The sequence below is a fragment of the Bacillus swezeyi genome (assembly GCF_001969815.1).
GTDB classification, from domain to species: domain Bacteria; phylum Bacillota; class Bacilli; order Bacillales; family Bacillaceae; genus Bacillus; species Bacillus swezeyi.
The window spans coordinates 40,063-59,935 of record NZ_MRBK01000025.1 but is presented as its reverse complement, the minus strand read 5'-3'; the positions used below and the strand labels follow the sequence as shown (position 1 = coordinate 59,935).

Genomic DNA, 19,873 nt, shown 5'->3' with positions numbered 1-19,873 from the left:
CAACAAAAAGGAAGCCTTCTTGTTGTATAAGAAGACCCCCTAATCGTCAGGCGTTCTTCCGCAGTTGCTGTTTTTCTGTTAAATCAGGCGGAAGGTGGATAGATTTTGTTTTGATGTCCCGAAATGTCACAAATTTCTTTTTTTCTTCATCCCAAAGGCGGAATGCAAGTGATTGCAGGCTTGTTTTTAAAGTGATGGTCGGGACGTTTTTTAATGGTTCGTGTTGATCATGTGCTGTTTCTAGTTTATAGTTAGGCACCTTTGGACTCAAATGATGAACGTGATGGTATCCGATATTGCCTGTGAGCCATTGAAGCAGTTTCGGGAGTTTATAAAATGAACTTCCTTCCACAGCGGCCTGAACATAGCTCCAGTTTTCATCCGCTTCAAAATAAGAATCTTCAAATGTATGCTGAACATAAAACAGCCAAACGCCGATAGAACCGGAGATCAGAAAGATCGGACCCTGTACAAGCAAAAACGATTGCCAGCCAAAAATGAGGCAGCATAGAGCAGCCAATGCCACGATTGCAAGGTTCGTGAGGTATGTGTTCACACGTTCCTTCCGTCTTGCACCTTTTTTGTTAAAACGGTTTGTGATCAGAAAAACATAAATCGGTCCGAGAATAAACATGATAAACGGATTTCTATAAAGTCTGTATGCGATTTTTGTTCGCAAAGGTGCGGCTTTATATTCGGTTACCGTTAACAGCCAGATATCACCCGTTCCGCGCTTATCCAGGTTGCTGCTGGTCGCATGGTGAATCGAATGGCTGTGCTGCCATTGAAGATAAGGAAATAAAGTCAGAACACCTGTCAGAAAACCGAGAATATGGTTATAGCGCTTTTGTTTGAAAAAAGATTGATGGCAGCAGTCATGAAAAATAATGAAAATTCTAGTCAAAAACCCTGCGGCAATCACTGTTAATCCTAAAGTAAGGAGATAGGAGACATTGAGGCTCAGATATGCAAGAAACCACAGTCCGAAGAAAGGAATAAACGTATTGAAGAGCTGAATCAGACTGTTTTTGGTATCAGCCTGAGCAAAAGCAGCAACTTGTTTTGTTAGCTGTTTTTGTTTATGTGCAATAATTTGTTCAGTCATAGTAAAGGATCCTCTCATTAATGGGTCTCGGTTAAGTATACGCCAATGAGAGAAGTCTTTTGTAGTAGCACACATCATGCTTCATACATGACACTTGTCATGTACCCTCGTCTGGCTTGCGTTAAATGCCGTTCTAAAGTAGCTTGTAAAAAGGATTTTTGATGTTTGCTTTAACAGATTTAATAAATGTAGAGAACTCTAAGATATTTATTTTCAAGAAATTAGGAATGACCAAAAGGTGAATTTTTTCTCAATAATCGATTGTAAAATTGAAGAAGTCTAAAGTATACTAAGTGATAATGATAATCATTTGCGGTATGGCGACATGAACTTTTAATAAGCCATGCACTATATATACTGGGAGTGAAGAGCCATGAGCAGGAATGAAGTGTTTGATGTGACTGTTATCGGCGGAGGACCGGCTGGATTATATTCCGCCTTCTATAGCGGACTGCGGGGAATGAAAACAAAGATTATTGAATATCAGCCGATGCTGGGCGGAAAGGTTCACGTTTATCCGGAAAAAATGATCTGGGACATCGGAGGGCAAACACCGATTCCGGGAGCCAAGCTGATTGAACAGATGGTGCAGCAGGGATTAACGTTTCATCCCGAAGTGCTGCTGAATGAGAAAGTGGACTCAATTGCCCGCAATGAAGAAGGGCTGTTTGAATTACATACGGCTGCAACGGGCGTGCATCTGTCCAAGACGGTCATCGTTGCCGTGGGCGGCGGTATCCTGAATCCGCAAAAGCTTCAGATTGAAGGGGCAGAGCGTTTTGAAGTGTCAAATCTGAATTATACGGTCAAGTCACTGCAGCATTTTAAAGATAAAGCGGTTATTGTATCAGGCGGCGGCAATTCGGCTGTCGACTGGGCCAACGAGCTTGAGCCTGTAGCGAAGAAGGTCTACCTCGCTTACCGCAAAGAAGCGCTCAGCGGGCATGAGGCCCAGGTGGATCAGCTTCTGAACAGCTCGGTGAGCTGCTTCTTCCATACCGAGATTACAAAGCTGATCGCTTCGGACGATCATGAGGCGATCGAACGCGTGGAGCTGACGAACGCTCAAACCGGTGAGGTTACAGTGCTGCCTGTGGACGAGGTGATTATTAACCACGGATATGAACGCGACAAATCGCTGCTGGAGAACAGCCGGCTGGATATTACCCGGGTCGATGACTATTTTATCGCGGGTACCGCCAACTGCCAGTCTTCGGTGCCAGGGCTGTATGCGGCGGGAGATATCCTGCATTACGAAGGCAAACTGCACCTGATCGCCGGAGCGTTTCAGGATGCAGCAAACGCGGTGAACAGCGCCAAGCGCTTTATTGATCCTGAAGCGCACAAGAGCGCGATGGTGTCATCGCATAACGAGGTTTTCAAAGAGCGCAACCGCGAGCTTGTGAAGAAGATGTTTGGGTAGCTAAGACTCAAATACAAAACGTAAGTCAAAAGGGTGTTCGCCGGCTCTGATATTTCAGACCGCGGAACGCCCTTTGTTAATTTTAAACTGATTTCACCTTTTATACATATATTGAATCTAAGCAGGGCGGGACAAACCGAAGGCGTCCATGTTTTCGATTTCTGTCATTGTTTTGCTTTTATAAGATCAGTCATAATGGATGAAGAAGGATACTAATTGATTGCTTCTTTCCTTTAACATTGAAATTATAAAAGAGTACATAGAATCCGCCATAAGTTTTAGGGGAGCATCGCTTTTGCTATAATGTCCACTATGTAGCTTTAATTTTAATAAATAGGAAGTGGAATATGGAAAATAACGTTTTTGAACAGATGGCAAAACGATATGATACAGAAGAAAGAATTGAATTAGCCAAAGTGATAGTTAATGAAGTAAGACCGGAATTACGAAATAGTCAATCAAAATCTTTAATTGACTATGGGAGTGGTACTGGTCTAATTAGTTTAGAATTATCAGATTTAGTAAATTCTATTTTGTTGGTTGATTCATCAAAACAAATGTTGGAGGTGGCGAAAGCTAAAATTTCTCGCAAACGAATTGCCAACGCAAAAGTGCTTTATTCAGATTTCACCCAAGAAACTCCTGAACTGAAGGCAGACATCGTTTTAATGTCACTCGTCCTTCTTCATATTCCGGATACGATTAAAATTTTACAGGAATTGTTCGGCATTTTAAATAATGGCGGTAAGCTCATGATTATTGATTTTGACAAAAACGATAAAATACAACATCCGAAAGTTCATAACGGTTTTTCGCACGAAGAATTGAAAAAAAGATTATCCGATGTTGGATTTAAATCAACTGAAATTAAGACATTCTATCATGGTCATCGTATTTTTATGGATCAAGATGCCTCAATGTTTATATCCAGTAGCATAAAGTGATTTCTTGTTTTTTATAACTCCATATATATGTCTTTACGATAAGTTTTAAAAGAAACAAGCCGGAAAATTAGATCCGGCTTCTTCTGCATTTTCCCCTCCGCCATCTTTCGCTTCTCCTTCTCCGCCCGATAAAACTCATGAAACATCTTCATCAACGCACGCTTTTCAACCGCGACACATAGCTCCGTGAGCTCCCGAGCTCCTTCGCAAGCGTCTTCTCTTTCTTCAAATCAAGGCCGAAGCGGCCGACGATGACTTCTTTTTCTCTTCGGTCCGAGGATGTCGATGTATTTTTTTACTTTTTCAAGCTCTGTGCCTGAGCTGGATGGTGTCGATGACGTCTTCGTTTTCCGATTTGAGGACATCGATGAGGCTGATTTCATTAGCACTTTGATGTTATCCGTTTTTTATACGTTAAAGTATTGTGGTGTTTTAGGTAAAGACAAGTTTGCATAAAGTAGCGGAATAATTGTGAAAGGTAAATGAAACTTCAATTTGGGACCCCAAGAGTTATTAAATAAACAATTTGTATTTGAATGAGGTGTTGCGATCGCAGTTTTTTTGATGAATGGATATGGTTCTAGGACTAAAGAAGAAATTTAGAACAATATCAAAAGTGTTGCGATTTCAAGCAGTGACTTTTGTATTGACAATAACTCCTATCTTCTTTATATTTTAATTGTCATGAATGTCAATTAAAATGAGGGATACACAATGTCGCCACGTACTAAAGAACAAAATGAAGAAATTCGAAACCAGCGGATGCAAGAGATTTTGCAGGCAGCCATTCACGTTTATGCGGAAAAAGGTTTCGCAGCATCCGAGATTGGTGAAGTAGCGGAACGGGCAGGTCTAGCGCGCGGGCTCGTTTATCACTATTTCAAAAACAAGCAAACCTTGTTTCGTGAACTATACGAGTACATGATGGAAAAGACTCAATGTTTTACGAAGTCGCATTTCGAGCAAGAGGACTCAACACTTCCTCTGTTCAGCGAGTATGCACGGATGGTTTGCAAACAAGTACTAGATGAACCTCATGTCTCTCGCTTTTATATGCGAATCAGTATGGATGTTCATTACTTGTATACGGCTGAACAATTCTCTCCGTTCGAATGGGTAAAGAGTTTCATGAAGCCGATGGCACAAGCCATTGAGAAGGGCATTAATCAAAAGACGATTCGTCAGGGTAATGCAAACCTAATGGCTATGCAATTTTGGGGTGCCATATCACAAGGCATGAACTACTTAGACAAACTTCAGCAAGATCTCTTGTCACAAGGAGCTTCGGAATTGGAGACGAAGGAGCAGCTAGAGACGAATTTAGAGCAAGTGATTGAGTCGGCTGTAGGAGTACTAAAACCAGAGTAATTTTTTTTACCCTTACTATTGACATTCATGACAGTCAAAAAGGAGTGAGTAAATGACATTAGTAACAGTGAGAAAAAAGGATTTCAATTTATTAGATGATGAAAGGCTTGGATGGATATGTATGGAGCCAACCTTTCTAAAAATTCGTGGAAAAGATATGTCTGTGAAAGCCCAAGTCATATCTCAACTTACCAAGGGACAACAAGCTTTATGCATGTTTAGAGTATTGTACGATCATGCAAAAAATTCGGTGAGTGAGTACTATACTTGGATATCCTATTTGCTGGATAAACCCAGTTATTGGATTGGAGTGACGGGTAGTTTACGTTTCTTTGGTGATACTTCCATGATTCGCTTGCTTGATGAAACGAAAGGAGTTCTCGAAGCAAGAAACCGCACGATAGGTCTTCAATGGAATGAAGCTACTTTTAAAGACTTGGATCACGATCATCAACTCCTAGTCACTGTAAGTTCTTTGTTTGAACGTTTCATGGAGATTGCTCCAAATAGTCTGAAACAAATTAGCACGTATATTCGATCTAATCCGCAAGAATTTGTGAAAATAGAAAGCTAACACGTACTCCTAGTTTAGAAGGGATAATACTACAAGAGTATATAGATATATTGGATAATTGCGGGTATAAAGCAATATGAATTTTTAAATAAGGAGCCATCCCCATGTCATGAAGGCTCCTTTTCAACACGTAAAAAAGGTGTTGCCAAACCTCATACAGTCGCAGTGGATACAAGACACCATTTCTAATTTCAGGACGTCGAACAAGCTGATTTCGATACCACTCACAGGTTGGCCAACGCTTTTCCATAAAAACAGATCTCTTTAAGGCTAATATCGGTCACTGGGAAATCGAAAGAAAACATGAAAGACAGGGTCTATATCGATGTAGAAAGATATTGAAAAACGGTAAACCATCAAAAAGTAAGGTTAATATAAGGGTATTTAACTCTATGCAAATTAAAAGTTCATTGGAAGAGACATGAGGGCCCCGGTACATATCGGGGCTTTTTTATCGACTTCACCATACTTCTCAAGGGGATTTTCTGAAATAAAATACAGTGTTCCGCCGTCAAATACAAACGCTTTTCTTGTCAACAAATCTGGGAAGTAAACAATTGATTGTTTCATTTTTTGTATTGCAGTCATCCAGAAACAAATGCCGAACACGGTGTTCTGGTGGCGAATACAGGGCTTTTTGCACGTAAATAAGATGGAGCTGCTTCCTTTTATAAGTAAAATAATTTATGAAGTTTAATATTAAGTTTAGTTATATTGTACGTTGGCAAGCATCAGGTGGAAAGATAAAATATGAAATAATCGGTTTTTATTTTGCTGTGAAAGGAAGGGGTAGCATGAAACTAACACCGACAGAACAGGAAAAACTATTAATGTTTACGGCCGGGGAACTGGCAAAAAAACGAAAAGAGCGGGGGCTGCTGTTAAATTACCCAGAGGCTGTCGCCTATTTGACATGTTTTATCATGGAAGGGGCGCGGGAAGGGAAGAGCGTCGCAGAGCTGATGGAGGCGGGACGGCATGTGTTGTCAGCTGAAGAACTGATGGATGGCGTGCCTGCAATGATTGACAGCATTCAGGTTGAAGCGACATTTCCTGACGGTGTGAAGCTTGTAACGGTTCATCAGCCGATTGTCCAGGAGGTGAAGTCATGAAGCCGGGAGCTTTTCAAATTGCTGACGGATACATCACGCTTAACGAGGAACAAGAAAAGACAGAATTATCTGTAAAAAATACCGGATCACGGTCTGTACAAGTCGGATCGCATTTTCATCTTGCGGAAGCGAATCGCGCCCTTTTGTTCGACCGCAAGAAAGCAATCGGTATGCGGCTTGATATTCCGTCAGGCACTTCAGTTCGGATTGAGCCGGGCGAGGAGCGAAAGGTAACACTGACAGCTATTGGCGGAAGAAAAACGGTGCGCGGTTTTAACGGACTTGCTGATGGGTGCATGGATGAAAGAGGGCGGCAAAAAACGCTCGAGCGCTTGCAAGGCGAAGGCTGGATTGAGGGGGTGGTTAAATGAAACTGACGAGACAGCAGTATGCAGAATTGTTCGGACCAACGACAGGAGACAAAGTGCGGCTTGCCGATACAGATTTATGGATTGAGATCGAAAAAGATTTTACCGTATACGGCGAGGAAGTCATCTTTGGCGGAGGGAAAACGATCAGGGATGGCATGGGCCAAAATGGAAGGGTGACAGGGAAAGACGGAGCGCTCGATCTTGTGATTACAAATGTAATCGTGCTGGATCACTCAGGGGTTCTGAAAGCTGATATCGGGATCAAAGACGGACGGATTGCCGGCATTGGAAAAAGCGGAAATCCGGATATCATGGACGGAGTCGATCCGAATATGATCATCGGGGCCGGAACGGAAGTGATTTCAGGCGAAGGGAAAATTTTGACTGCCGGTGCGGTGGATACACACATTCATTTTATATGCCCGCAGCAAATGGAATCAGCCCTCTCTTCCGGTGTGACGACGTTAATTGGCGGGGGAACGGGGCCGGCGACAGGAAGTAAAGCCACGACATGTACATCAGGCGCCTGGTATATGGCGAGAATGCTTGAAGCAGCCGAGGAGTTTCCCGTTAACGTAGGTTTTCTCGGCAAAGGAAACGCTTCTCATCCGGCGCCTCTGCTTGAGCAAATCGAAGCGGGCGCGGTTGGTCTCAAACTTCATGAAGATTGGGGCACAACGCCGAGGGCGATCGAGACGTGTATGGAAATCGCTGAAGAAGCCGATGTTCAGGTTGCTATCCATACGGATACACTGAATGAAGCGGGCTTCTTGGAGAATACGCTTGAAGCGATCGGTGATCGTGTCATCCATACGTACCATATCGAAGGAGCGGGCGGCGGACATGCCCCCGATATGCTGAAGCTTGCCTCCTATTCAAATATCCTGCCGTCTTCGACAACTCCGACGCTTCCGTATACAGTCAATACGATGGACGAACATCTGGATATGATGATGGTCTGCCACCATCTTGATGCCAATGTGCCTGAGGACGTGGCTTTCAGCCATTCACGAATCCGGGCGGCGACAATTGCAGCGGAGGATATTTTGCACGATATCGGCGCGATCAGCATGACTTCCTCTGACTCGCAGGCGATGGGCAGAGTCGGTGAAGTTATCATCAGGACATGGCAAACCGCCGATAAAATGAAAAAGCAGCGCGGCCGGCTGGCGGGAGAAGATCAACATGACAATGTGCGCGCCAAGCGCTACATTGCAAAATATACGATCAATCCAGCCATTACCCATGGCATCAGCCATGAGGTAGGCTCTGTTGAAAAAGGAAAGCTCGCTGATCTCGTCCTCTGGGACCCGGCCTTTTTTGGTGTCAAGCCTGAACTCGTTTTAAAAGGAGGAATGATTGCCCGCGCTCAAATGGGTGATCCGAATGCTTCAATTCCGACACCTGAACCCGTGCTTATGAGAAAAATGTACGCGGGTTACGGCAAAGCCAATCAGTCAACATCCCTGACCTTTATGTCACAGCGAAGTATAGAGCGCGGTGTGCCTCAATCATTAGGACTGACAAAAATGGTTTCACCTGTGCGTCATATTCGCGGATTGAGCAAACTGGACATGAAGTTAAATAGCGCACTGCCGAAAATCGAAGTCAACCATAAGACTTATCAGGTGTTTGCCGATGGTGAGGAGCTTTCCTGCCAGCCTGTCAGCCAAGTTCCACTCGCACAGCGCTATTTTTTGTTTTAAACGAGCACGCTGCCTTCGGGCAGCTGTTTTCATATTTTTACGGCATCATAAATGTTTCTTTTCGTGAGGAACATCATCCATCTCCCCAAAGTCCATTACTACCTGCAAAGGAAAGCTGTGTAAGTAATCGCCTTGTCTGTTCGCGTTTGCGGATCATTAAACGTTCCATAGGTAGATATCTTCACACATCTTAAATCGTAATCATTACTATTTACTTCAAGGAAGCACTGTGATAAAATCTATTGATCGTGTTGAACAAAAACACGACATCAATTGAAGTGATTTCGTTTAAGAGGTGATAACGTTGCATGATTGCGAAATCGTTATAGTCGGAGCGGGTCCCGCAGGCATTGGAATGGGAATCGTTCTGAAAAAACTCGGTTTTGAATCGTTCGCGATTTTAGAAAAAGACCGTGCAGGGGCCTCGTTTAATCTATGGCCCGAAGAAATGAAACTGATTACACCTTCCTTTACAGGACAGGGTTTTGGCGCTTTAGATTTAAATGCCGTCGCTCCGGGTACGTCACCGGCCTTTACATTTCAGCGCGAGCATTTGAGCGGATCGGAGTACGCGGAGTATTTGTCTCTTTTAGCCGACCATTTTCAGCTGCCTCTTGTCGAAGGCGCGGCAGTTCGGAAGGTGCATAAAGATGACGCCGGCTTTTTGCTTGAAACGGATCAAGGCAAGATAAAAGCAAAAGCGGTGATTTGGGGGGCAGGGGAGTTTCAGTTTCCGAAGCATTCGTTTCCGGGCGCTGAGCTTGGATTGCATAACAGCAAAGTAACTGCATGGAGCCAACTTGAAAAAGCTCATTATTATGTGGTCGGCGGTTATGAAAGCGCGATGGATGCGGCTTTTCAGCTGGCGGAGTATGGAAGTGATGTGACGGTGATTATGCCGAATTCGATAAAAGAAAACGCTGAGGCCGACCCGAGCCTGTCGCTTTCTCCGTATACATGGGAGCGCATTGAAGCGGCTTATCAAAAAGAGAAAGTGCAATTCTTAGAACACGCCAAGGTAGAGAAAATGACGAAAAAGGGATGCTCAGCATATGATCTGTACTTGGCTAACGGCAGAAAAATTCGTTCTGATACACGGCCGATTATTGCGACCGGATTTCATTCGGGAGCCAAACAAATCGAACATCTATTTGAGTGGGCTGAAAATGGCAAACCGTTGCTGACAGAAGCGGATATGTCGACAATCACGGATGACCTCTATTTAATCGGGCCCAGTGTCCAGCATCAGAAAGCCGTCTTTTGTTTTATCTATAAATTCCGGCAAAGGTTTGCGGTGATTGCAGAGCACTTGCTGAAAAAGTTAGGCTATCCGCCGGATGAAAAAGTACTTTCAGAATACAGAGAGAATCAAATGTTTCTGACTGATTTGAGCTGTTGTGAGGTTCATTGCGAATGTTAAAAAAACCGAAGCAACAACAGCGCCTGCTGCTGATCGGACTGGAGTCAGTCGGAAAAACGACGTTGTTTTCCTCCATCACAGATCAGCAAGTCGGAGAAGAGACCAATGTCAAAGGTTCGACGGCTTTTGTGACCGAAAGGGAGATCAAGAGCCTTCCAGGCTGGATGATCGTGGATACGCCTGGGATTAGGCTGGATGATAGCGTTGCTCAAAGAGCGGTGAAGAGAGAAATTGAAAAAGCGGACCACACGATAGCCGTTTTGCGCGGCACGCATTTTTCCGAAGAGCTTCAAACGATCCTCGGGCTCATTCCCCCGGATTGTCAGCATGTCTATTTTATCGTGACCTTTAAGGATAAAATGACGCCGAAGATGCGCCTTAAACTTTCTGATCAAATCAATCGATACGATTTGCCGGTTTTGCCCATCGATTCGCGAAAGATGACGGAAAGCAAAAAAGAGCGCCTCTTCGCTTTTTTAAGAAAGGATGCTTCATTTCATCCGCTGAAACGCAAACAGATCGAATGCTTAAAGCTTGAATCTGCGCCGCCTCAAAACATGTGGTTGGATCATCGCATCTGGGGGCCGCTCCTTTCGTTGCCGGTTTTATGTGTGTTGTTCATGCTGCCGGTTATGTTGGCTTTTCATGTTTCCGAATGGGCCCAGCAGTATGCGGGCGAATGGCTGATCGAACCGCTAAAAGAAGCGGCGGTAAGCTGGCCGTCCTGGCTTGAAGCGATATTGGCGGGAAGCTATGGCCTTTTTTCTCTCGGTATTTATTCATTCGTCTGGGCGTTTCCGGTCGTCTTATTTATGTCCATCGCAAATGCGGCAGCAGATGATTCGGGCTTAAAGGATCGAATTGTTGATTCATTGGACCCCTTCATGAGAAAAATCGGTATGAACGGCCAGGACTTAGTGCCGCTGCTCACCGGATTTGGCTGCAATGTCGTGGCTGTTCAGCAGACCCGCGCCTGCAGCATGTGTACCCGGAGGCCATGCATATCAATGATTTCTTTCGGTTCTGCATGCAGTTATCAAATCGGAGCATCGCTGTCCATTTTTCATGCTGCGGGGCAGGAGTGGCTGTTTATTCCATATCTTTTGACTCTCGCGGCAGTCGGTGCCGCTCATAATCGTTTTTGGTATCCAGTTGAGCAAAAGTGGTCCGCCTATTTTAAAAGCAGAAAATCCTTTTTGCAGCGGCCTTCATGGAAAGGAACCGTATTTCGGGTGAAAACGGTGCTCAGGCAGTTTATATTTCAGGCTATGCCGATCTTTTTTGTCATTTGTCTCGCGGCAACGATATTACATGAACTCGGTGTACTTCGTTTCTTCACAATGCTTGCATCGCCGGTTTTAAAAGCGTTCGGCGCCCCGGAAGAAGCTGCGCCCGGTCTTGTCTTCTCAATGATTAGGAAAGACGGCATATTGCTTTTCAATGAAGGCGGCGGAGCCCTTCTGCATGCTTTATCTGGAGGAACGCTGTTTTTGTTGGTTTATCTTGCATCGACCTTTTCATCCTGTATGGTGACGGTCTGGACAATTGCAAATGAATTGGGAATCAAAGCGGCTGCCGGGCTCATCGGCAAACAGATGCTGACAGCGGCGGTTTCAGCTCTTGTGCTGCTGTGCATGTTTAAGCTGCTGTCCTTATAAATGTGTTTCATTTCACTTGCAATGTAGTGAAATAACATAAAAATCGTAATTGTTTCGATTTGTTCGATGTGAGGAAGAAGGAGAACGAAATGAACAAAAAATGACTGTAACAGTTTTGATGAATACCTGGTGGCGGGCAAAACGACTTTGCTAGTTACATATTGCAAAATCGCCAGGGCATGAAGGTGACCGTTAATGACAAGAGTGAAGTCAACATTGACGCCGGACTTGTCAAGCAAGGCGGAGGTCTTGCGCGGACGGATGAAAAACCGGTCGAAATGTCAAACGGCTGCATTTGCCGCACTAGATGCTAGATGTTAGGAATATCGATTGAGTGAACCGGGATCAGCGAACTGATTCCGGTTGCACAACCTTTTCCTACATCGATGAGGGATTGGGTATTGATTTAACCCGATTTTGCCGGTTGTGAACGCCAATCGTTTTTGGCAGTTATTCCGGGGACAGCCTTTTGGACTGAAAAGAAAGCTGTCTGTGAAGAAGATGAGCGGAAGGCGGGACAAGCGAATTGGCTAGAGAGCTAAGCAAAAAATATTCTATTTATTGATTTGAAGGACTAAAAAAATCTCATGGAAATAAAGATTTGCATATTACTAGTGAAAACTTTGCTGAGCTTGCTGCTTAAAAAATGGCTGCCAAAAACGTTTATAACTCAGATGGCCCGATTTTCAAGTCAAACAAAAAGACACTGACCAGCATCTAAGACTGAAATAAAAAAACATACCAATATCGTGTGGTATGTTTCTCGATAAATTTTGGACTATTTATTAATAACAATCGACAATTTATAATTGACATGCTTGTCTAAGCCTACCAGAAATTCATCTAACAATTCAATAGATGGAAATCTACATTCAAGAAGATAACAGCTATCGCCACTAATTTTATAGTTATTGATTACATATTTCTCTTGCAAATTGATATATGAGAGATAAGGCTCATGATAAGAGCTTTTTGTCCAAATATGAATCAAAGCATGTACAAAATACCCTAATTTAACTTGATTCACTTTAATCGTATATCCTTCAATCACTCCGTTATCTTCTAATTTGGCAACCCTTGAGGCAGCTGCTTGCCCTGTCAAATGAACTTTATCTCCCAATTCTTTCATCGTAATCCGACTATTTTGAGATAACTCTTCTAATATTCGCATGTCCGTGTGATCCAACATAAAACCAAATCCTTTCAAACCGAAGTTACAATTTGTGTATATTTTAGACCGCTTTGATCATTTGCACAAAATAAATACATTCTTTCGAAATTCAAGTCAAACGGCCAAAAGACTTGATTTTATCCATGTATTTGAGAATGGGTCATCGTTTAAACTGTACGTAAATTGCAAGAAAAGGAGCTTTAAACATGAATATTCAACAAATTCGAAATGCAACACTTGTTGTCGAATATGCAGGAAAAATTCCTATTAGATCCAATGTTGGCAGAGATAGGGACTTACCTCCTTTCCCAAATTCAGCAAGACAAGATCAAAAAAATCCTTTAGTCAGCTTACCAACATCTGTTGATAAAATCATCAATCATGTTGATACGGTCATTGTTACTCACCTGCATTTAGACCACTTTGACGAGGCTGCTCAAAAAATATTACCAAAAGATATTAAAATGTTTGTTCAGAATGAAGCAGATGCTGAAGAAGTGAGAAATGCCCGTTTCCAAAATGTTGAGGTTTTAATAGAAGAGACTGTTTTCGAAGGTATCCAGCTCATCAAAACAAGAGGCGAACACGGAAGAGGAGAAATATTAAAACTAGCTGGCGAAGTGTGCGGTGTTGTTTTCAAACATCAAAATGAGAAACCGTTATATGTAGCTGGAGATACGGTATGGTATGTTGCGGTCCAAGAAGAGATTGATACACATCAACCAGAAATCATTGTAGTAGATGGCGGAAATAATCAATTCTTTGAAGGCGGTTCTCTCATCATGGGGAAAGAAGATATCTATGAAACGTACAAGGCAGCTCCTCATGCGAAAATTATCGTGAGCCACATGGAAGCTGTTAACCACTGGGAAGGATACTTATTCATGCACCTAATACGACTACGTTCGTTTCATTTTGAAACCTTACGAGACGAGGGAAAGCACAAGTAAATAGATTGGGGAACACTCAGAATTTCCTACTTATTCTATTCGTATGTCACGATCATGAACAGTCCAGAGATAGAAAAGGTGCTGGTTACAGGTTTCATCACCGGGTTCTTCCTACTCTTGCCCTTCTTCACTTTATTGATGAAAATAAAATATGTAGAAGGAAAGAAACGGGAATGATTTAAGAACCATTACGTGTGGAGGATTTGTTATGTGTCAAAACCTAACTTTTTTTGAACGGTATGAAGAAAAAGGAAAGACAATGGAAAGCGGCTATTTGAAGCAGATCTTCGACCACTTGCAAGATGGAATCATTATCATGGATCAGGAACGAAGAATTTTGGTGATGAATCCGTCCGCAGAGAAGATGACGGGGTGGAAATTAGAGGACAAGGTTCCATACTGTTCCTACTGTCAAACGAGAAAACTGGAAGCGGGAGAAGATCGTTGTTACTTGCTGGCCAAGCGTGAAGTCCCTTATTTTCTTTCTTCAATGCCCACCTATGAGGGGCGATTCGTCGACATGGAGATGAGCACGGCTGTCATCTATGAAAACGGCGAACAAATGAAGCAGGAAGTCCTTTTGGTCCTGAAAGATTTAACGAAGAAGAAAAAGGAAGAGGAAGCCAGGACCTCCAAGCTGGTTCTGCAAAAAACATTGGAAGCCCAGGAAAACGAGCACAAACGGTTGGCTCAGGAACTGCACGATGGTGTAGGACAATCGCTTTATTCGATTTCAGTAGGCATTCAAGCGATTCAATCACGTATTCAGCAGGAAGAAAAATTTAGAGAGTACATGCAGGAGATCGTGGATGAACTGGAAAAAGCGATACAAGACGTCAAGCTCTATTCTCTCCAGCTGCGTCCGCATAGTCTCGATCAGCTTGGGCTGCCCCCTACTGTCAAGTACCTTGTTTCCAGCTTGAACAAGACTCATAAGGATGTTTCCATTACGTTTACCTGCAGCCATGTCAGCGATCGCTTGCAGCCGATTTTGGAAATTAATTTGTATCGTATCATTCAAGAGGCGCTGCATAATGCCCTGAAATATTCGCAAGCGACACTTATTGAAGTCATACTGTTCAAAGAAGGCGACGAGCTGATTTTGATGCTTCGGGACAACGGTATCGGTTTTGAGCGCGATCTAGTAGAGGAAGGTCTGGGACTCAAACATATGAAAGAGAGAGTCGATCAGATGAAAGGAAGTCTTCAAATTCACTCCATCCCCCAGGAAGGTACGTCTATTAAAGTAATAGTACAGTACAAGGAGGGTGAGGAGAGTGATAAGGGTATTGTTGGTAGATGACCACACGATGATTCGGAAAGGCATACGTATGCTTTTGGAAGGTTTTCCCGAAATCAAAATTGTGGGGGAAAGCCACAATGGCAGCGATGCCATCCTAAAGACCAGTCAGTTGGAACCGGATGTGGTGCTGATGGATTTGTCGATGCCAAATGGATTGGATGGATTTACAGCGAGCAGTGAGATCCGAAAGTTGAATCCATCGGTTAAAATCGTGATTTTGACGATACATGACGAGGAAATTTTTGTCCATAAAGCAATCGAGGTGGGGGCTCATGGATACATCTTAAAGAACAGCCATTGCCAACTGCTTTTTCAGGCGATTGTCGAGGTGTACCGAGGAAAACATTTTTACAAGACATCCGTATCGCAAGACATCATCAGTCAATGGCTGAATACAAAGCCCAAAAAGCCGCCTTCTGTTTTAACGGTTCGCGAAAAGGAGATTGTCAGACTCATTGTGCTGGGCTATGCCAATAAGGAGATCGCGGATAAACTCTCGATCAGCGTCAAAACCGTGGAAAACCATAAAACGAATATCATGCAGAAGTTGGAGCTGGATTCGAAACACGAGTTGATCCAATATGCGATCAAAAACAAATATCTGGATTTGGCGTTGTAACACACTGTTCCTTGACCTGCCTTTTGTCAGCTTGAGAAGACGGGGGCTCACATAAAAGTAGGGGAGTTCCCCTATATAGAAAAAGGGAGATCAGTGTTAACTTAAAAACAGAGATACGCATCTTTAAGAAAAACATCAACTTTCTAAAAGCAAAAGGGGGTTGACTATGGCAAGACAAGTTCATTATTCCGTTGTCATTGTAGGAGCTGGGACTGCTGGCATCTCTGTAGCCGCCCGTCTCGTCCGGGCTTCTAAAAAACTCAAAGGACAAATTGCCATCATAGACCCACAAACAAAGCACTACTACCAGCCTTTGTGGACGCTAGTTGGAGCTGGCGCAGCGAAGAAGGAAGAGTCGGAGCGTGATCTGTCCTCCCTGATCCCCGCCGGCGTTGACTTGATTGGCGATGCCGTAACGGAGTTTCACCCGAAACAGAATGCACTCCTTACAAAACAGGGAACGATCGTTTCCTATGATTACCTCGTCGTAGCCGCCGGGCTGCAAATTAATTGGGACGGGGTCAAAGGCTTGAAGGATGCTGTCGGAAAAAACGGGGTTTGCAGTAACTATTCGTATCATACGGTGGACAGCACTTGGGAAAACATTCGCAACTTTAAAGGTGGAACCGCCATTTTTACTCATCCGGATTCTCCAGTGAAATGCGGGGGCGCTCCACAGAAAATTATGTACCTGGCAGACGACTATTTTCGCAAGTCCAATGTTCGCAATCAGTCGGAAATTATTTTTGCATCGGCGAAGACAATGATTTTCGATGTCGCGAAATACGCAAATACGCTCAATAAAGTCGTCCAGCGTAAGGGCATCCATACGATGTACAAAAGAAACCTGATCGAAGTTAGAGCGGATTCAAAAGAAGCCGTGTTCGAGAATCTGGAGACCAAAGAACAGGAAGTATTGAAATACGATCTTCTTCATGTGACCCCTCCGATGAAAGCGCCCGAATTGATGAAAGAGAGCGCGTTGGCGGATGAGGGTGGATGGGTGGATGTTGATCCGTACACTCTGCAACACAAACAGTTTGCCAATGTTTTCGGAATTGGCGACTGCACCAACTTGCCGACTTCCAAAACGGGAGCGGCGATTCGCAAACAAGCTCCGGTTATAGTACAAAACTTAATTTCCTTGATGAACGGCTCGTCATTAGATGCGAAGTATGATGGGTATACCTCTTGCCCGCTGGTTACAGGGTACAACAAAGTAGTACTTGCTGAGTTTGACTACAACAAGGTTCCGCAAGAAACGTTTCCGTTTGATCAGTCTAAGGAACGGCTCAGCATGTACATGTTAAAAAGAAGATTGCTTCCTGTTATATATTGGAATGGCATGTTAAAAGGACGGATGTAAGGGAGGATTCGAAGGGAAAGACGAAGTTTTGAACGACCATGTCATTGTATGATTTGTTTCCAAAAGCTCAGCAAGCGATTGTTACGTTGATTCACAATGAATGTGCTGAAATTGGGGACGGCGATCTGTCACTGAATGATCTTTTTGAGGAAACTGGAACAATAGTTTTTATCATAATGTAGATCTTCAGTTTAAAGACGCTGTGTTATTCAATCGTTGCGTAAAGTGCTCACAGAAAAAACAAATGATGATGTAAGAGGAGGAATGCAAAATGTTATTGCGCTACTTTTACGATGAAAAGCTGGCCCATGCATCATATCTGGTTGGCTGCCAAAAAACCGGAGACGCGATTGTGATTGACCCCGGCCGCGATCTGAAACCTTATTTTCAAGTAGCCAAAGAAGAAGAGCTAAATATCTCAGCGGCCGCAGAAACCCATATTCACGCCGACTTTGTCTCCGGTGCCCGCGAACTTGGTGTTACGTATCAAGCGAAGCTGTATCTTTCCGATGAAGGCGATGCAGATTGGAAATATCAATATGTCGATGATTTGAAACATCAGCTTGTGACAGATGGCGATCGCTTTTTCATCGGAAAACTGATTTTTGAGGTTATGCATACTCCCGGCCATACACCGGAAAGCATTTCCTTCTTATTGACGGACCGTGGAGGAAATGCGGACCGTCCTATTGGTATCTTTACGGGAGATTTCGTCTTTGTAGGTGACATCGGCAGACCCGATTTGCTGGAAAAAGCAGCGGGGATCAAGGGGACGTCAGATTCGGGAGCAAGAGCAATGTTCAAGTCTCTCTTGAAATTCAAACAAATGCCGGATTATCTTCAGGTCTGGCCGGCTCATGGTGCGGGCAGCGCTTGCGGCAAGGCATTGGGAGCGCTTCCTTCTTCGACTGTTGGTTACGAAAAGCTGTTTAACTGGGCAATGGCTTATACCCACGAAGAGGAATTTGTAGAAGCCTTGCTTGATGGGCAACCAGAACCACCAAAATATTTCTCCGTGATGAAACGAGTCAATAAAGAAGGTCCTGTGTTGCTTAAAGATTTGCCTGCTGTGCCAGAGATAACCTCGATGGAACAAGTGAAAAACTTGCTGGAAAACGGACAAATTGTGGATACCCGTCCTTCCCAAGAATTTGCCAAAGGGCATGTGGAAGGTACAATCAACATTCCGCTTAACAAAGCCTTTACCAACTGGGCAGGCTGGATTATCGACTACAATCGTCCTGTGTCCTTCATGACGAACCCGGATGAAGTGGACGAACTTCTAAAAGCGCTGCACTCTGTAGGCATAGACAATGTGGCAGGGTTCATGGACAGTGCCAAAATCCTTGCAAGCGGTGCGTTTTCACTCGAATCATATGGGGAGGTAACGCCGTTGGAGATGGCAAAAACAGTGGAAGGCGGATTCGTGCACGTGGTTGATGTTCGCAATCTGACTGAATGGCAAGAAGGCCACATTCCGAACGCACAGCATATCATGCTGGGAACACTCCAAGAACGGCTGGATGAAATCAAAAGAGACAAGCCGATCCTTATGCAATGCCGTTCCGGAGCTCGATCCGCCATTGGTGCCAGCATCCTGCAAGCTAACGGTTTCAAAAAAGTATTGAATTTGAGCGGCGGCATGGCTCAGTGGCAGAAAGAAGGTCTTGCGATCGTGTGACAAGCCATATATGAGTAATATTCCGTCTTAAGATATATTGTCTTGAACAGATATTGGACTTATCAGTCCGGAAATGTTATATTCCATTTTGAAAGGAGGGATGGCATTGGGACGTTCGAAGGAGTTCGTTCGTGAAGAGGCACTTAGAGCCGCTATGAAGACCTTTTGGAGTAAAGGATACGATGGTACTAGTATTCCCGACTTGATGCACAGCATGGGTATTAGCCGGTCGAGCCTATATGAAACCTTTGGTGATAAGCAGTCATTGCTCAATGAAGCTGCAATATATTACTCTCAACTGGTTGGTGAGAAAAGACGAAGCATTTTGGCGAATGCTAAAACCGTCAAGGAGGGGTTGACTGACTATTTCCGTTATCACAGGGAGGTAGCTTTGGCCGAAAACTGGCCGGGTGGCTGTCTGATTACTAATTTATCTATTTATTATGCCTACTTGGATGAGGAAACAAAGACACTTGTAATGGAAAGTATGGGGAAGCTGGAAGAGGCTTTTTATAACTTCCTAGAGAAGGGGAAGGAGACCGGTGAACTCTCATCTACATTGAATAGCCGAAAAACTGCTCGCCTACTGTTAGCAATCAATCATGGCATGAACGTGGTGTCGCGTGTCAAAGGGGAATCGTGTTTCCTCGAGGACATTTCAGAGAGCATTTTTCACCTGTTTACGTAACAGGTGGTTCTTTGTGAGTTTTTTGGACTTTTCGGTCCGAAAAAACTTAAGTCAGATCGGTGGTAAGTCAGTTAAAAGAAGTTTTTTTATCCTTTTTGAACTAAACAGTCCAAAAAGGAGGTTTTACTAGTCATTCATTACAAAAAGGGTCCAAATTAAAATAATTCAATTGATTCAAGTTAGATTTGAAAAAGTGGGTAAATGCCCTTAGGAGCTTCTCAGCAAAATGATAGCCTCGGCCCTAACAACTAAGGCGCTCTATGCCAACTATTTTTTACTTACAGCATCAATATGGTATCTCCAAGGTGAAAACATAATATAGCTTACTAGACAAATTAAGGAGTGTTAGCGATGAGTTCAATGAAAATCGAAAAAATGAGAAAAACCAAATGGCAGGGAAGGAGTCTGCCACGC

General features: G+C 43.7%; 16 protein-coding genes and 4 pseudogenes. 17 read left to right on the top strand and 3 right to left on the bottom strand.

The window, feature by feature from the left end; translation table 11 throughout:
• Positions 1–46 precede the first annotated feature (46 nt).
• Positions 47–1,105, bottom strand: coding sequence for a Delta(5) desaturase DesA (gene desA / locus BTA30_RS18190; protein ID WP_076762710.1), 1,059 nt, complete (start codon positions 1,103–1,105; stop codon positions 47–49).
• Positions 1,106–1,478: 373 nt separating this feature from the next.
• Here desA and BTA30_RS18185 point away from each other — a divergent pair, with 373 nt between their 5' ends.
• Both BTA30_RS18185 and BTA30_RS18180 read left to right on the top strand, forming a co-directional pair.
• Entirely contained in the window at positions 1,479–2,528 is a 1,050-nt protein-coding gene (locus tag BTA30_RS18185) for an NAD(P)/FAD-dependent oxidoreductase (RefSeq protein ID WP_076762709.1), read from the top strand.
• 347 nt (positions 2,529–2,875) lie between these two features.
• Positions 2,876–3,472, top strand: a complete 597-nt coding sequence (locus BTA30_RS18180; RefSeq protein ID WP_076762708.1) for a class I SAM-dependent methyltransferase — start codon at positions 2,876–2,878, stop codon at positions 3,470–3,472.
• Positions 3,473–3,561: 89 nt separating this feature from the next.
• On the opposite strand, the pseudogene BTA30_RS18175 reads toward BTA30_RS18180, so the two are convergent.
• Positions 3,562–3,865 (bottom strand): annotated as a pseudogene (locus BTA30_RS18175) (sigma factor-like helix-turn-helix DNA-binding protein); the annotation flags it as partial.
• A 321-nt stretch (positions 3,866–4,186) separates the two neighbouring features.
• Between BTA30_RS18175 and BTA30_RS18170 the strand changes: the two are divergent.
• From BTA30_RS18170 to BTA30_RS23540, 9 genes and pseudogenes are all read left to right on the top strand, one after another.
• Positions 4,187–4,840 (top strand): TetR/AcrR family transcriptional regulator, encoded by a 654-nt coding sequence (locus BTA30_RS18170; protein WP_076762707.1) that lies wholly within the window; start codon positions 4,187–4,189, stop codon positions 4,838–4,840.
• A gap of 52 nt (positions 4,841–4,892) precedes the next feature.
• Positions 4,893–5,414 (top strand): hypothetical protein, encoded by a 522-nt coding sequence (locus BTA30_RS18165; protein ID WP_076762706.1) that lies wholly within the window; start codon positions 4,893–4,895, stop codon positions 5,412–5,414.
• 794 nt (positions 5,415–6,208) lie between these two features.
• Entirely contained in the window at positions 6,209–6,526 is a 318-nt protein-coding gene (gene ureA / locus BTA30_RS18160) for an urease subunit gamma (RefSeq protein ID WP_076762705.1), read from the top strand.
• Entirely contained in the window at positions 6,523–6,897 is a 375-nt protein-coding gene (gene ureB, locus BTA30_RS18155) for an urease subunit beta (RefSeq protein ID WP_076762704.1), read from the top strand. The genes ureA and ureB overlap by 4 nt, the downstream gene beginning before the upstream one ends.
• On the top strand, positions 6,894–8,603 hold the full coding sequence (gene ureC, locus BTA30_RS18150; protein WP_076762703.1) for an urease subunit alpha: 1,710 nt from the start codon (positions 6,894–6,896) through the stop codon (positions 8,601–8,603). The genes ureB and ureC overlap by 4 nt, the downstream gene beginning before the upstream one ends.
• Before the next feature lie 304 nt (positions 8,604–8,907).
• The gene (locus BTA30_RS18145) at positions 8,908–10,023 is read left to right on the top strand and encodes an NAD(P)/FAD-dependent oxidoreductase (protein ID WP_083696867.1); all 1,116 of its coding nucleotides are present in this window, start codon (positions 8,908–8,910) and stop codon (positions 10,021–10,023) included.
• Complete coding sequence (locus BTA30_RS18140; protein WP_076762701.1) at positions 10,017–11,681, top strand: nucleoside recognition domain-containing protein; 1,665 nt, start codon at positions 10,017–10,019, stop codon at positions 11,679–11,681. Before BTA30_RS18145 ends, BTA30_RS18140 begins: the two co-directional genes overlap by 7 nt.
• Positions 11,682–11,781: 100 nt before the next feature.
• Positions 11,782–12,190, top strand: a pseudogene (locus BTA30_RS22590) (GTP-binding protein); the annotation flags it as partial.
• Positions 12,190–12,312: pseudogene (locus BTA30_RS23540) on the top strand (poly-gamma-glutamate hydrolase family protein); the annotation flags it as partial. The pseudogenes BTA30_RS22590 and BTA30_RS23540, both read left to right, overlap by 1 nt.
• Positions 12,313–12,459: 147 nt before the next feature.
• Here BTA30_RS23540 and BTA30_RS18130 read toward each other — a convergent pair.
• Entirely contained in the window at positions 12,460–12,870 is a 411-nt protein-coding gene (locus BTA30_RS18130) for an Lrp/AsnC family transcriptional regulator (RefSeq protein ID WP_076762700.1), read from the bottom strand.
• A gap of 188 nt (positions 12,871–13,058) precedes the next feature.
• Here BTA30_RS18130 and BTA30_RS18125 point away from each other — a divergent pair.
• The 6 genes and pseudogenes from BTA30_RS18125 to BTA30_RS18100 all read left to right on the top strand — a co-directional run bounded on the left by BTA30_RS18125 (position 13,059) and on the right by BTA30_RS18100 (position 19,459).
• Positions 13,059–13,802: pseudogene (locus BTA30_RS18125) on the top strand (MBL fold metallo-hydrolase).
• 208 nt (positions 13,803–14,010) lie between these two features.
• Complete coding sequence (locus tag BTA30_RS18120) at positions 14,011–15,105, top strand: PAS domain-containing sensor histidine kinase (protein ID WP_083696866.1); 1,095 nt, start codon at positions 14,011–14,013, stop codon at positions 15,103–15,105.
• Positions 15,080–15,724, top strand: coding sequence for a response regulator (locus tag BTA30_RS18115; RefSeq protein WP_076762699.1), 645 nt, complete (start codon positions 15,080–15,082; stop codon positions 15,722–15,724). Before BTA30_RS18120 ends, BTA30_RS18115 begins: the two co-directional genes overlap by 26 nt.
• A 166-nt stretch (positions 15,725–15,890) precedes the next feature.
• Positions 15,891–17,090, top strand: coding sequence for an FAD/NAD(P)-binding oxidoreductase (locus BTA30_RS18110; protein ID WP_076762698.1), 1,200 nt, complete (start codon positions 15,891–15,893; stop codon positions 17,088–17,090).
• A 271-nt stretch (positions 17,091–17,361) separates the two neighbouring features.
• Complete coding sequence (locus tag BTA30_RS18105) at positions 17,362–18,771, top strand: MBL fold metallo-hydrolase (RefSeq protein WP_076762697.1); 1,410 nt, start codon at positions 17,362–17,364, stop codon at positions 18,769–18,771.
• 106 nt (positions 18,772–18,877) lie between these two features.
• A complete protein-coding gene (locus BTA30_RS18100; RefSeq protein ID WP_076762696.1) occupies positions 18,878–19,459 on the top strand; it encodes a TetR/AcrR family transcriptional regulator in 582 nt (193 codons plus the stop codon).
• Positions 19,460–19,873 lie beyond the last annotated feature (414 nt).

Coding starts and splice junctions, on each gene's coding strand:
- desA (WP_076762710.1), bottom strand. CDS start 1,105: ATGACTGAACAAATTATTGCACATAAACAAAAACAGCTAACAAAACAA.
- BTA30_RS18185 (WP_076762709.1), top strand. CDS start 1,479: ATGAGCAGGAATGAAGTGTTTGATGTGACTGTTATCGGCGGAGGACCG.
- BTA30_RS18180 (WP_076762708.1), top strand. CDS start 2,876: ATGGAAAATAACGTTTTTGAACAGATGGCAAAACGATATGATACAGAA.
- BTA30_RS18170 (WP_076762707.1), top strand. CDS start 4,187: ATGTCGCCACGTACTAAAGAACAAAATGAAGAAATTCGAAACCAGCGG.
- BTA30_RS18165 (WP_076762706.1), top strand. CDS start 4,893: ATGACATTAGTAACAGTGAGAAAAAAGGATTTCAATTTATTAGATGAT.
- ureA (WP_076762705.1), top strand. CDS start 6,209: ATGAAACTAACACCGACAGAACAGGAAAAACTATTAATGTTTACGGCC.
- ureB (WP_076762704.1), top strand. CDS start 6,523: ATGAAGCCGGGAGCTTTTCAAATTGCTGACGGATACATCACGCTTAAC.
- ureC (WP_076762703.1), top strand. CDS start 6,894: ATGAAACTGACGAGACAGCAGTATGCAGAATTGTTCGGACCAACGACA.
- BTA30_RS18140 (WP_076762701.1), top strand. CDS start 10,017: ATGTTAAAAAAACCGAAGCAACAACAGCGCCTGCTGCTGATCGGACTG.
- BTA30_RS18130 (WP_076762700.1), bottom strand. CDS start 12,870: ATGTTGGATCACACGGACATGCGAATATTAGAAGAGTTATCTCAAAAT.
- BTA30_RS18120 (WP_083696866.1), top strand. CDS start 14,011: ATGTGTCAAAACCTAACTTTTTTTGAACGGTATGAAGAAAAAGGAAAG.
- BTA30_RS18110 (WP_076762698.1), top strand. CDS start 15,891: ATGGCAAGACAAGTTCATTATTCCGTTGTCATTGTAGGAGCTGGGACT.
- BTA30_RS18105 (WP_076762697.1), top strand. CDS start 17,362: ATGTTATTGCGCTACTTTTACGATGAAAAGCTGGCCCATGCATCATAT.